This is a genomic window from Pseudidiomarina gelatinasegens (assembly GCF_004025325.1).
Classification (GTDB): domain Bacteria; phylum Pseudomonadota; class Gammaproteobacteria; order Enterobacterales; family Alteromonadaceae; genus Pseudidiomarina; species Pseudidiomarina gelatinasegens.
Genome location: NZ_RSFE01000014.1, coordinates 1 through 11,886, shown reverse-complemented (window position 1 = coordinate 11,886; position 11,886 = coordinate 1). Strand labels below are relative to the sequence as shown.

The 11,886-nt window shown below is 45.6% G+C and carries 17 protein-coding genes and 1 pseudogene; 7 read left to right on the top strand and 11 right to left on the bottom strand.

Going from position 1 to position 11,886, the window contains the following annotated elements; all coding sequences use genetic code 11:
• Positions 1-95: 95 nt before the first annotated feature.
• Complete coding sequence (locus tag EGC76_RS11680; protein ID WP_128353181.1) at positions 96-506, bottom strand: hypothetical protein; 411 nt, start codon at positions 504-506, stop codon at positions 96-98.
• A 494-nt stretch (positions 507-1,000) separates the two neighbouring features.
• Here EGC76_RS11680 and EGC76_RS11675 point away from each other — a divergent pair, with 494 nt between their 5' ends.
• Both EGC76_RS11675 and EGC76_RS11670 read left to right on the top strand, forming a co-directional pair.
• Positions 1,001-1,840, top strand: a complete 840-nt coding sequence (locus EGC76_RS11675; protein WP_128353180.1) for an alpha/beta hydrolase — start codon at positions 1,001-1,003, stop codon at positions 1,838-1,840.
• A gap of 22 nt (positions 1,841-1,862) precedes the next feature.
• Positions 1,863-2,246 carry a hypothetical protein gene (locus EGC76_RS11670; protein ID WP_181950965.1) on the top strand — a complete coding sequence of 128 codons (384 nt, stop codon included), beginning with the start codon at positions 1,863-1,865 and terminating at the stop codon, positions 2,244-2,246.
• A gap of 60 nt (positions 2,247-2,306) precedes the next feature.
• On the opposite strand, the gene EGC76_RS11665 is transcribed toward EGC76_RS11670, so the two are convergent.
• Both EGC76_RS11665 and EGC76_RS11660 read right to left on the bottom strand, forming a co-directional pair.
• A complete protein-coding gene (locus tag EGC76_RS11665; RefSeq protein ID WP_128353178.1) occupies positions 2,307-3,578 on the bottom strand; it encodes a DEAD/DEAH box helicase in 1,272 nt (423 codons plus the stop codon).
• Positions 3,579-3,645: 67 nt separating this feature from the next.
• A complete protein-coding gene (locus tag EGC76_RS11660) occupies positions 3,646-4,047 on the bottom strand; it encodes a haloacid dehalogenase-like hydrolase (protein WP_164876839.1) in 402 nt (133 codons plus the stop codon).
• A 25-nt stretch (positions 4,048-4,072) separates the two neighbouring features.
• Here EGC76_RS11660 and EGC76_RS12015 point away from each other — a divergent pair.
• Both EGC76_RS12015 and EGC76_RS12010 read left to right on the top strand, forming a co-directional pair.
• Positions 4,073-4,411 (top strand): annotated as a pseudogene (locus tag EGC76_RS12015) (helix-turn-helix transcriptional regulator); the annotation flags it as partial.
• Between the two features lie 75 nt (positions 4,412-4,486).
• The gene (locus EGC76_RS12010) at positions 4,487-4,981 is read left to right on the top strand and encodes an AraC family transcriptional regulator (RefSeq protein ID WP_246013976.1); all 495 of its coding nucleotides are present in this window, start codon (positions 4,487-4,489) and stop codon (positions 4,979-4,981) included.
• Here the strand turns inward: EGC76_RS12010 and EGC76_RS11650 are convergent.
• The 5 genes from EGC76_RS11650 to EGC76_RS11630 are packed head-to-tail and all read right to left on the bottom strand — an operon-like array spanning position 4,951 to position 7,170.
• On the bottom strand, positions 4,951-5,313 hold the full coding sequence (locus tag EGC76_RS11650) for a DUF1294 domain-containing protein (RefSeq protein WP_128353175.1): 363 nt from the start codon (positions 5,311-5,313) through the stop codon (positions 4,951-4,953). The genes EGC76_RS12010 and EGC76_RS11650 overlap by 31 nt on opposite strands.
• A gap of 36 nt (positions 5,314-5,349) precedes the next feature.
• The gene (locus EGC76_RS11645; RefSeq protein WP_128353174.1) at positions 5,350-5,814 is read right to left on the bottom strand and encodes a GNAT family N-acetyltransferase; all 465 of its coding nucleotides are present in this window, start codon (positions 5,812-5,814) and stop codon (positions 5,350-5,352) included.
• A gap of 10 nt (positions 5,815-5,824) precedes the next feature.
• Positions 5,825-6,340 carry a GNAT family N-acetyltransferase gene (locus EGC76_RS11640; protein WP_128353173.1) on the bottom strand — a complete coding sequence of 172 codons (516 nt, stop codon included), beginning with the start codon at positions 6,338-6,340 and terminating at the stop codon, positions 5,825-5,827.
• Between the two features lie 50 nt (positions 6,341-6,390).
• Entirely contained in the window at positions 6,391-6,906 is a 516-nt protein-coding gene (locus EGC76_RS11635) for a helix-turn-helix transcriptional regulator (RefSeq protein ID WP_128353172.1), read from the bottom strand.
• A 3-nt stretch (positions 6,907-6,909) separates the two neighbouring features.
• Positions 6,910-7,170 carry a hypothetical protein gene (locus tag EGC76_RS11630; protein ID WP_128353171.1) on the bottom strand — a complete coding sequence of 87 codons (261 nt, stop codon included), beginning with the start codon at positions 7,168-7,170 and terminating at the stop codon, positions 6,910-6,912.
• 246 nt (positions 7,171-7,416) lie between these two features.
• Between EGC76_RS11630 and dbpA the strand changes: the two genes are divergently transcribed.
• Both dbpA and EGC76_RS11620 read left to right on the top strand, forming a co-directional pair.
• Positions 7,417-8,808 carry an ATP-dependent RNA helicase DbpA gene (gene dbpA, locus EGC76_RS11625; RefSeq protein WP_128353170.1) on the top strand — a complete coding sequence of 464 codons (1,392 nt, stop codon included), beginning with the start codon at positions 7,417-7,419 and terminating at the stop codon, positions 8,806-8,808.
• Positions 8,809-8,826: 18 nt separating this feature from the next.
• On the top strand, positions 8,827-9,525 hold the full coding sequence (locus EGC76_RS11620) for an aspartate/glutamate racemase family protein (RefSeq protein WP_128353169.1): 699 nt from the start codon (positions 8,827-8,829) through the stop codon (positions 9,523-9,525).
• Position 9,526: 1 nt separating this feature from the next.
• Here the strand turns inward: EGC76_RS11620 and EGC76_RS11615 are convergent, their stop codons facing one another.
• The 3 genes from EGC76_RS11615 to EGC76_RS11605 are packed head-to-tail and all read right to left on the bottom strand — an operon-like array spanning position 9,527 to position 11,172.
• The gene (locus EGC76_RS11615; protein WP_128353168.1) at positions 9,527-9,817 is read right to left on the bottom strand and encodes a DUF6768 family protein; all 291 of its coding nucleotides are present in this window, start codon (positions 9,815-9,817) and stop codon (positions 9,527-9,529) included.
• Positions 9,818-9,829: 12 nt separating this feature from the next.
• Positions 9,830-10,624, bottom strand: a complete 795-nt coding sequence (locus tag EGC76_RS11610; RefSeq protein WP_128353167.1) for a DUF429 domain-containing protein — start codon at positions 10,622-10,624, stop codon at positions 9,830-9,832.
• Positions 10,624-11,172, bottom strand: coding sequence for a DUF924 family protein (locus tag EGC76_RS11605; RefSeq protein WP_128353166.1), 549 nt, complete (start codon positions 11,170-11,172; stop codon positions 10,624-10,626). Before EGC76_RS11605 ends, EGC76_RS11610 begins: the two co-directional genes overlap by 1 nt.
• Before the next feature lie 27 nt (positions 11,173-11,199).
• Between EGC76_RS11605 and EGC76_RS11600 the strand changes: the two genes are divergently transcribed.
• Positions 11,200-11,742, top strand: coding sequence for a GNAT family N-acetyltransferase (locus tag EGC76_RS11600; RefSeq protein ID WP_246013975.1), 543 nt, complete (start codon positions 11,200-11,202; stop codon positions 11,740-11,742).
• The last annotated feature ends 144 nt before the right edge of the window (positions 11,743-11,886 follow it).

Genomic DNA, 11,886 nt, shown 5'->3' with positions numbered 1-11,886 from the left:
CTTTAATGGTCACAACCATCTCCTGAGTTAACATCGAAAGCGGCCTCTTGAGAAAAACCGCTAGTTTACTTCAGGGGGTCAATTTTCAATTGCCGTTAGGGGGTCATTTTTACACTGCCGGTAACACCATGGTAAGGATCTTTGCTAGATTCGTTCAGCGCCCAGTGCCAATCAACAACTTCAGTGTCGGTTGGAAATAATAACGTTATTCCGTTTTCAAAAAGAAGCTCAAGGCTTGAATCTGGTAAAAGTGCTACACCGGTAACGCGCTTTTGAAGAGTTGACGCAAGTATAATGCTCTTCGCTACATCCTCTTTATCAACAGCTTCTCTAGCAGGGCTATAAGTCGCCAGTAATTGTTCATTCAATTTCTCTTCATCTGAACAAGTGACATTGTTAGCTATCAGCCAAAAATTACTGAAGTATAAGTCGTAGGCGTACCCAACCCTGAACAATGAGTAGAAATTTCCGAGCAGTTTTTCTTCTAAAATCTGAATTGCGCTCATAACTCCCTGTACCTGCTAACATTTGTATATTGCGCGTGCGCACTTTGTAATTCGTTAAATTGATAGGTTCTGACTTTTAACTTATTGATCTAACGACCGTTTCGACATTCAAATACTCTGAATGAACAAAAGTAATGTAAACATGCTCAGTTACATTCTAACAGGCGCACACTATTAAACTTTAATTTTGCGTTATGTCATTGACAGTAAACAACTTAAATACACAAAACAATAAGAATACGCGCAGTAACTTAGAAATAACTGTGCTGTACCTGATTCGCGTCACCCAAACTAACCAATGACAAGGAGACGATATGCTATTTGAATTAGGCATAAGCCCGAAGGTCTGGTTCTCGCTCTCAGCGGACGCAAGCAAAAGGTTATTCATTGATAGCAATAGAGGTCGAGCTAAAAGCTATTGAATGCAAGAGTGAAAACTGGTTAAGTACGTTAACCATTCTGAGCGCCTTGCTCAAGCTGATAGGAAATCAATAATGAAGTTAGTTTGGGTACTCATCCTATTCATATACTGCCCAGTAACCTTCGCCACGGACGCCGTCGAAATCCCAAGAAGCGAGACAGTTGAGTTAACCGACCCCGCGAGTAAACTCATTTATCCAGTTTTTATTAAGGCGCCACGCTCATATAGGTCTAATACCAATAAGGTCTATCCCGTTGTCTACCTGACCGATGGCATGTATAGCTTTCAAATAGCGTCTGGTGCCACACGATTCCCGATGAATAGCGGAGCAATGGAAGAAGCCTTTATTGTCAGCTTGTCATACTCTAAAGGGGCGAATGGCGCATCGAGCCGAATTCGAGACTACACTCCAAGCCGCGCAGATGATTGGAAGTTGCCCACTGGTAATGCTGAGGGGCATGCGCTTTTCATACGAGAAGTAGTTTTTCCATATATGGCGGATAATTATCGAGTCAGCGCAACTGAGCGTACCTACGTAGGAAACTCTTTAGGTGGGTTGTTTGGTGCTTATATACTGTTTAAACACCCGACTATGTTCAGTAGTTATGTGCTTGGTAGTCCATCAGTTTGGTTTAATAACCATGATTTATTGAGCTTAAAACCGACTGAATCGCGCAGCCCCATTAAAGTCTATATCTCAGTTGGAAGCCTTGAGCGTCCGCAGTTTGGAGAAAAGCAGAATATGGTTGCCGGAGCTACCAAACTGAAGAACAAAATTGTTACCGAAGCCGGTGGATCTGTCACGCTCAAGTTCAATATCATCGAAGATGCAAAGCATGCCACCGCATTTCCCACTACCTTGATCCAAGGTTTAGATTGGATTTATGGAAAGCCCAAGGTAGAGCAGCGCTAAAAAATTATTGGATGAATAAGGAATGAGTTTGAATCACAAATATTTTGTTTTTATCGTTTCAATTCTTATGCTGTCGGCGTGCACAACTGGAAAGCTCTATTACAAGAACAGTTCAGGCAATCGCGTTTTGGGCTGCAATGTGGAATTTGTGGGCATGCCAAGCGTAGATAAATTCGCCGTTGAGTATGCTTTAAGTCATTGCGCCAAAAGTGCGGTCGAAAAAGGCCACAGCCTTGAACCAGAGCAAGAGTATCTACTCGAACTGGATACGACCATTCCTCAAGCGCCGTCTGGTATGACTTGGGATCATGAACTTGCTAAAAATGAATACGAAAGTGGGAATCTTTCAAAGAAAGAATATGGTTATATTGTGGCTCATATAGATATGGGGCTATCAGACAATTAACGCGACAAATGCTCAACACATAACTGCATTCGGGCACTGCCGCGCTATTTCAAGCTGAGGTTACGAATCACCCCGACCACTGCGGCGCTTATTGCCACCAGCAGGTTTCGCAGCACCACGGCCCTGAGAACTTCCTTGACGACGTGGCTGACGCGGTTGGCGCTGCCCTTGCGCAGGTGCAGGTGTTCTGCCGTTAAGCACAACGTCTGCAAAACCTTCCAATTTATGGCGTTCAATAGGCTGGCCTATCAGCTTTTCAATGGCTTTAAGCGTTCTGAACTCTTCGTCCATGACCAAAGAAATTGCATGGCCAACTTGGCCTGCACGGCCTGTACGGCCAATGCGGTGCACGTAGTCTTCAGCAACTTGCGGTAAATCGTAGTTGATAACGTACGGCAGCTTTTCAATGTCGAGGCCTCGCGCGGCAATATCAGTCGCTACAAGCACCTGCACCTTACCCGCTTTGAATTCGGCCAACGCTTTGGTGCGAGCACCTTGGCTTTTATTGCCGTGAATGGCAGACGCCAAAAACCCATCCGCATCAAGCTGCTTAACAAGCTTGTTCGCGCCGTGCTTGGTGCGCGAGAACACTATTACTTGCGGTAAGTTTAGGTTACGAAGTATCTGCATGAGCATGCGTGGCTTTTGGCTTTTCTGCGCCGCATACATGGTTTGCTCAATGCGCTCTGCCGTGGAATTTGGTGGCGCCACGGAGATTTCTACCGGGTTGTTCACCAAGCCTTTCGCAAGCGTACGAATTTCACTAGAGAACGTCGCTGAGAACATCAACGTTTGGCGCTTCGCCGGTAATACTTTGATAATTTTCTTAATATCGTGAATGAAGCCCATATCAAGCATACGATCAGCTTCATCCAGCACCAGAATTTCCAGTTTCGGGAAACGAATGGCGTTCTGCTGGTAAAGGTCCAGCAAGCGCCCTGGCGTGGCGATTAGAATATCAACGCCCTTGCGCAGCTTCATCATCTGCGGATTGATTTTCACGCCACCAAAAACGACCGCGTAATTTAACGGTAAATCGGTACCGTATGTCGCAACGCTTTCAGCAACCTGCGCGGCTAATTCACGCGTAGGTGTCAGAATAAGTACGCGTGCTGTGTTGGGCTTGGCACGTTCGTTGCCTTTGAGCATTTCTAGAATCGGTAAAGCAAAGCCTGCAGTTTTACCGGTGCCGGTTTGTGCGGCGGCCATCACGTCGTTACCAGCAAGTACCGCTGGAATTGCTTGTTCTTGAATAGGTGTTGGTTCGGTATAACCTTGGCGTGTAAGGGCGGCTAAAATTTCAGGGCAAAGTCCGAGTTCAGAAAAAGTCATGTATAAATGTGCAACTCAAATAGTGATAAGAACGTACATTCTACCCTAGAGCGACGCATACCGCATTTTATTTCACTTTTGGCACGACACTTAGGTTGAGACAACCATCAACCTGCAGGAGAAGATATTCACCAAAGATGCTTACTCTAGGCGAATGCCTGAGGTAAACCGATAAAGACGCCGATACAATAACTATACGGTCACCGCGTTGTCGGTGGCGTTCCAGCGAAACCATCATTTCAACGCTCATTAAAGCAGGTATACGCTTTTTTACAAAGGCTTCAGCAAGTGTTTCCACGTCTGCCTGATTGGCTCTCCAAAAAGCGATACGAACAATCATACGTCGCATCTTACTGGCAGAAATAACGCCGAATTTATATAAAAAAATACACGGGAAAAGTAACATATAACCCAGTACTAACCGCACTCGCGGGGTCGCAAAAGTTATAAATTGAGCAAGTTCGGTCAAGACTCCGTTCAAAAATGAGTTTACAGTGCGGCTAATACACATAGGGGGATTCGCATTGGCAAATTATCAAGAACGCTTTACGAAGGTTATCGGTTTTATCGAGTCCAATCTTGATAGTGCCATAGACGTAGAGACACTGTGTGAAGTCGCTCATATATCTAAGTTTCACTTTCATCGACAATGCTCCGCTGTTTTCGGAGTGCCCGTTATGTCGCTCGTCAGATTACTTCGATTAAAAAAAGCCGCCTATCAATTGGCATTCCGAGCAGATAATAAGATACTCTCGATTGCTATCGATTGCGGTTATGAAAGTAACGCAGCCTTTTCGCGGGCGTTCAAAAAACACTTCGGAATGTCTCCATCAGAATTCAGAGCGTCGCCGAATTGGACTCATTGGGAGTCAAGCTATGACCCTGTCATAAAGTTAAGGAAGCAGACGATGTCGCAAGAAAATCGCTTTCAAGTGGATGTAATTGAATTGCCGGAAATTCTCGTAGCAGCTATTGAGCATCGTGGCTTACCGAATAAATTAGGTGAAACGCTAGCAAGATTTATTACATGGCGAAAATTAAATAAGCTACCACCAAGTAAAAGTAGAACGTTCAACTTTATCTACGACGACCCGGCGACAACAGTACCTGAGAACTATCGCTTTGATATTGGATGCTCTATTGATCAGAAAGTCTCTGATGAAAACTTTGGTATTGTGAATAAGAAAATTCCAGCAGGTTCCTACGCCATGATTAAGCACATCGGAAGCGACGACACCTTAGGCGAAGCTATCCAATTTCTCGTCTCTGATTGGATAACTCACTCCGGCTACGAACTGCGAGATTTCCCGATAACCTTAGAACGCGTGAGTTTTTTCCCGGAAGTTTCAGAGCACGAAATGGTCACGCACGTCTACTTACCTATCCATAACCAGAACTCGTGACCGCCTAGCGCAAGATAGCTAACCGCAGCAACGTTAACTATTACTGTTAAATAAAACACCACGCGAAACGAAGTTTTGCGTGTTTTGTGACGGAATTGCTGCTGTGCAATAAGTGCACCTGGCCAGCCACCAAGAACTGAAAGCCAATGCAAAACGTTTTCGGGTGTGCGTTGCTTGCTGTTCTGAGCGGCACGTTTATCAACAGCATAAAATAAATACGTGATGGCGCTTAACAGAGCGAAAGTCCAGGATATCTGTACTGGCAATTGGGTTTCGAGACTCGCATAGCCAACAGCAGCAATATAGCCCATTGCAATCACGATAATCGGCATAAGAGCAAGTCCATAGTTTTTATCATAAGGCACTTTTTAAACTCGCCTTTCCATCACATGATTTGTTAGCAGCTGGCCACGAACGTTGACTTGCTGGGTCTTAACAACAGTAAAGCCCATACGTTCAAAAAATGGTTTAGCGGTAATGCTTACATGTGAATACAGTCGTTCGATTCCTTTTGATTTCGCGGTCGCCAGTATTTCCTTCATCAGGCTTTTACCAACGCCCACACCTTGATAATTCCAATGACAATAAAAATGGTCGATATAGCCATCATCTTGAATGTCCGCGTAACCAACAATGACACCGTCTAAAAGCGCCACAAAAGGATTCATGGCGCTAATACGTTCATGCCACGCGGATGCGTCATAGCTCTCAGGAGCCCAAGCGTGAACTTGAGCTTCTGAATAATCTTTAATATTTATGTTTCTGATTGTATTAAAGAAGATTTCTCGCAACGCCAGTTCATCGCCATTTTGAAATTTTCGTATAGTGAGCACGAGCACCTCTTTAGGAAACTAATATCCGCGCAATGAGATAGCGGCTTACATGGCTTCCATCAACTTCAATTTGGGAATCTAAAATACCACCACAGGCTTCTATCATGGCGCGGGAAGCTGCATTATCCGTATGGCAATGAATATGAATGTTGGTAATACCTAGCTCGCGGGCCTTATCAAGGCTGAATTCTAGCAATGCTTTACCCAAACCTTTGCCACGAAACGCTGGACGAATACTCAAACCAATATGTCCGCCACAGTGCTCAATTTGAGCGTTTAGTCGATGCCGAATATTGGTACACCCCAATATTTCATTGCCTTCCACCAACCAAAACGTTGAGCTTTGGACAAATCCGGGCGGCACGCTGGCACCTGTACGAAAGCCTTCAACACGCGCCAACATCGCGGCAAAATCACGATGATCAAAGTCTAGTGGAAACGGATAGCGTTCTTCACTGCCAAGCTCTTCAATGTAGTCAATGTAACTAGCCTGTAGGCGAGCATTCGGGATTATAAGTTTGAGCACTGCACGTTCCTTGATACGGTTTATATCCAATTTGTTTATTACTTAATAGGTTAAGGAACAACGCGATGTTGGGTTTCTAAATCCAGCTGAGATAGCTCATTTGCCAAATTGATTTGCATATTTATTGACGCAACTTCTCTTACCGTATACTCAACCTGCTTCTTGTGTTCGACTTCGTACCAGTCGAGGAAACGACATAGATGCCAGATTTCAGTTTTTCCTGAATGAACAGGTAACGGGAAACTTTCATTTTCTGTCATCAGCTTCCGAATATATTGCCGCGAGCATCCTAGCAACTTCGCGATATCAGATAGCCCAACAAAGTCGGGGGTCGCCTCGATAAGCCGAGCATTAGGGATCGCTCTTTTCACATCATTTATAGCTGAGCTAATTGCGCCGTAAGCATCTTTAGCTTCCCGAGAAAATTGCAGAGCCACTCTACCCTGCTTACCAATACCAACAATTGCATCATCACAACCCGCCTCAAAAAGTAAGGCAAGATAATCTTGGGCATCTGCAGATACCTCAGAAAATGCAAACTTGAGCGTAAAATCAAATTCTTTCATATTTTACTCCTCAGCCTCAGAAGCAGGACGCGAAATGCAATTATTGACGACTCTTTTAATCTGTTTGGCATGATTAGCAGGGCTTTTTGGTGTACTCCAAATACTTGCAATACAAAACTCTCCGCACCGGCATTCATTATCATTAAAGGGGCAGTACATTCTTCCCCACGCATGAGAGCCACCAACCTCGATCGTCCATCCCAAACTCTCTGCATAGACGAGGGCTGCTTCAATTTCTTTTTTTGAATGCTTTATTCGTGCCATATTGCCCGCATCATCCCTAAAAATCTTAGTCCATGCCAACAAGGTTGTCAATTGACAACTAGCGCAAGTTAAATCGAATCTGTAGATACCATTAAACTAAGCCCACCATATGTATGCGTCAATTGCATTGCTTTGTAGGAAATAAAACAACCACAACATGCCAACACCAAAACTCTGCTATAATCAGGACTGATTTCTGAAGTCCTTAATATTCCTGATAATTACTCCTAAAAGTGACCTATAAACATGTCTGAACCAACACCCGCTTTACGCCATTTTACTGAACTCAAGCTTTCTGACGCTTTGTTAAGCAGCTTGCAAGAGGCTGGATTTCAGCAAATGACACCGGTGCAAGCGCTTAGCTTGCCGGTTATATTGCGCGGCGAAGATGTGGTGGTTCAAGCGGAAACCGGTTCAGGTAAAACGGCTGCCTTTGCACTTGGCATTCTCTCGAAGCTGGATTTAAGCCATTTTGCGCCGCAAGCGCTCGTGCTATGCCCTACCCGTGAGCTTGCTGAGCAGGTCGCCGAGGCAATTCGCGGGCTGGCCAAGTCCATGGCTAACGTAAAGGTGCTCACGTTGTGCGGCGGGGTACCAGCGCGCGCGCAAGTGGCATCGTTAGAGCATGGCGCACATGTAGTGGTGGGCACGCCAGGCCGAATTCTTGATCACTTGAGTCAGTCACGCATCGATTTTTCAAAGTTGCATACACTGGTTTTAGATGAAGCCGATCGGATGTTAGAAATGGGTTTTCAAGACGATCTAAACGCCATTGTGACGAAAACACCGGCAACCCGCCAAAGCTTATTATTCAGTGCAACGTACCCGAAAAGTATTGCTCAGCTGACCCAGCGCATCACCAAAAACGCCAGCAATATCAAGGTGGCTTCGGCACAGGCCGAGCCTAAAATCACGCAACGCTTTTATGATCTTGGCGATACGTCAGCAGCGCAGGCAGTGCAACAAATTTTGCTGGATCAACAACCCAGCAACTGCATGGTGTTTTGTAATACCAAAGCCGAAGCCCAGAGCATTGCCGATAAGTTACAAGCGAAAGGGTTTAGTGCGCTTGCCTTGCATGGCGATTTAGAGCAAAAAGACCGCGACCAAACCATGGTGCAATTTAGTAATGGCAGCGCCCGCGTTTTGGTCGCAACCGACGTTGCCGCGCGCGGCCTCGATATTGCCGAATTGGATTTGGTGATCAGCTTGCACATGGCACATGACTTAGACACTCACACGCACCGCATTGGGCGTACCGGTCGCGCCGGTGCTGAAGGCCTTGCGGTGACTTTAATCGGTGTGCACGACGATTATAAAATGCGCTTGCTAGAAGACAGCTTTGCCGATTTGATTCGCTTGCAGCCGCTTCCGCATCCGGCCGCAGACCGCAAGCCACTGCAATCTGAATTGGTTACCCTGCAGTTAAGCGGCGGCAAGAAAGACAAGTTACGCCCAGGTGATATTGTTGGCGCGCTTACCCGCGACAACAAATTAACCATGGCCGACATTGGTAAGATCAAGGTTCAAGCAAATTGGGCATTTGTGGCGGTTAAAACCGCCGCAGCAAAGCACGCTTTATCACTCATCAACAACGATAAAATCAAAGGCAAGCGCTTTCGCGCTCGTGCTTTGTAGCAAGCAAGCGAGGGGCAGATGAAAACAATCGGTTTAATCGGCGGAATGAGCTGGGAGTCTACGCAAACCTATTATCGACTTATCAATCAGAAAGTGCGCGAACAGCTCGGCGGTTTGCATTCCGCGAAGCTTATTCTATATAGCGTTGATTTTGCCGAAATAGAACCGTTACAACATGCGGGCGATTGGGCTGGCACTGCCGATATTCTCACCGAAGCTGCACAAGCATTGGAATCGGCCGGTGCTGATTTTATCGTGTTGTGCACCAACACCATGCACAAAGTTGCCCCTGAAATTGAATTGGCGGTGAATGTGCCCCTACTGCACATTGCCGACGCCACCGCGAAAGCGCTGCAGAACGACGACATTAAGGCCGTTGGTTTGCTGGGTACCAAGTTTACGATGGAACAAACATTTTATCGCGAGCGGATTGAAGACTACGGCATTTGTGTTGTGGTGCCCGATGCTAAGCAGCGTGACCGCGTGCATTCGGTTATTTTTAATGAGTTATGCCTGGGAGAAACCAATAAAAAGTCAAAAGCGGATTACCTGGAAATTATCGATTCGTTAGCGCACAGCGGCGCCGAAGGCGTGATTCTCGGCTGCACCGAAATAGGCCTCTTAATTAACAGCAGCGACACGAAAGTGCGGCTTTACGACACCACCGAAATTCATGCGGAACAAGCCGTTAAGTTTGCCTTAGGGCTCAGTTCGTAAGTTATTTCTTAACGTTCTTTTTCAGCTGTTGTATTTCGTGCATCACGTGGTTGTGATTGGTGAGCATAAAAATCCACAGCTTCGTAGCAACTTGAACAAATAAGCTGACAATAAAACAAACGCCCCAAAACAGTTGCTGATCTGCCGCTACAGTAAAGAACTTGTAACCGCAAAAAATGAGCACAACAGCAAAGACAAACGCTAATACGTAACCAACGGCCAACAACCAGCCCAAGCCGTACGCAAAGCCACCTTTCAGGTATTCGGTAAGGCTAATCTTGTTACTTTTCATAACACTATGTCCTTATTTATTCTCAACCAACGTTTTAGAAGGCATCCAAATGGCGTCTTCTTGTTTAATATCACCCAAAATATCAATTTCGTCATCACTTAAACTTGCAACCCACGCGGCGCTATATGCATCGACCTGATCGTGGGTGCCCCCCGCACTAATCTGTTTTAACTGCGCCCATTCGGCTTGGGTAGCGGGCCAGTTGGTGTGGCGGGCTATCGCTTCTAATTGTAGTTGAGGTATGCCCTTTCCGCTTTTATGTGGCACGTTGGGTATCAGCCTGCGAATATTAGCCTGTGGGAACGTCTCAATAATCGGGGCAACATTCGCCAATTCTCGGGAAATCTCAAACCCTGCTAGCATCCACAGTTGCATGGCATGAGGAATACGTGAAACAGTGCCACCCTGCGACAAATGATGACGCACCTTGCTTATAATTTCATCAAATTCAGTTTTGGAAGGCGTTTTATAGCAGCGAATACCGGCTCGGTTTAACTCGCGTTCAGCGATGCGATAGTCGAGTTTTTCAGCGCGTGGGCGCAGCGGCGAGTCTATACCAATACGCTGCGGCGTTGCCTCATAATAGTTACACACGTCATTAACGTACTGTCGCACCCGCTTCGCATAATCCACATTAAAGTCATGCTCAATAACTAGCTTATTTCCATGCCCATACGGAGCCTGAAACGGCGACGCTTTCACTGGCAACGGAATCAACCGCCCTTCGCGCTTCTCAGCGAATACAATCGGAATACGCTTTTTCACAGCACAAGAAACATCAACACCGATGAAAATGGAACGTTTCATTAAAACGACGACCCTGGCTCTTGCAAGAATGCCAGCTCGGCCGCAGTTGATTCGCGCCCCAATAGTGCGTTTCGATGAGGGTATCGACCAAACTTATCAATAATTTCCTTATGCTTTAACTCAAAGTCGTAATTGTTTTCTAAGCCTGGTTGATTGAATAATTCAACAGCTTGCCGGTGAATAACCGCCGACTCGCTGTGCATATAAGGCATATACAAGAAAGCTTTTTCAGCGGCATTAAAATCGCTATCACAATCCAGCCTAATAGCTTCTTGCGAGAGCACTAAAGCCATCGCATCTTGTGCGAATGCAGCAGCCGTATCGCGATATACATTGCGCGAGAACTGGTCTAGCACAATAATTTCCGCTAAGCGCCCGCGTGCGGTGCTGCGCCATTGCCATAGCTCACCCTGTGCTGCTGCCTCCAGCATGTCACCAAACTTCTGAGTAATGGTTGCATCTAGCGCGTCACTTTTAGCGAACCACTGCTGCGGCGTAAGTTCGTTAAACCAAAAATTTAAAACATCAGCAAAGTCGTGTAATTTCATGATATAAATTCCTAAGTGCTTGCCTGAATGTACCCCTTCATAAGCAAGCGCACAAGTTCACCTAAACCAATTAACTTCATCATGCTTATAGACCAGAACATCACCATAAAATATCTTGCCGACGTACCCGAAGTATCACATGCAATTGCAGAGTGGTATTACAATGAATGGGGCGCGCACGATGAAAATATTACACGTGAATATATGCATGAAATAGTGCTGCAAAAGATAGGAAATAAAGACCAGATCCCCTTGAGTTTAGTGCTATTTGTTGATGAAAAACTTGCTGGCGTGGCCGAGCTAAAATACCGCGAGAATAAAAACTTTCCGGAATATACGCATTGGCTTGGAGGTATTTTTATCGCTTCAACATTTCGTGGCTTAGGGCTTTCCTCTAAACTCATTCAAAGTGCCAAAACAGTGGCTCAAGCACTTGATGTACAAAACCTCTATCTTCAAGCTGAACCTATGAATATTGCACTCTACGAAAAACATGGCTTCAAAAAGCTTCATACAGCCGACCATTTCGGTATTAAAACAACCATAATGATGATCAATCTAAACCAATAAAAAAGGTCGCCCAAAGGCTAATGCCAGTCAGTTAAGAGCTGACTGGCATTTTTTTCGCGCATATTTTTGCGGCTTTGACCGAACTTCTCGTGGGTAAATCCGCTCGGTTCGCCTTATAGGTAAGACGTAATGCTCTGCAATCTC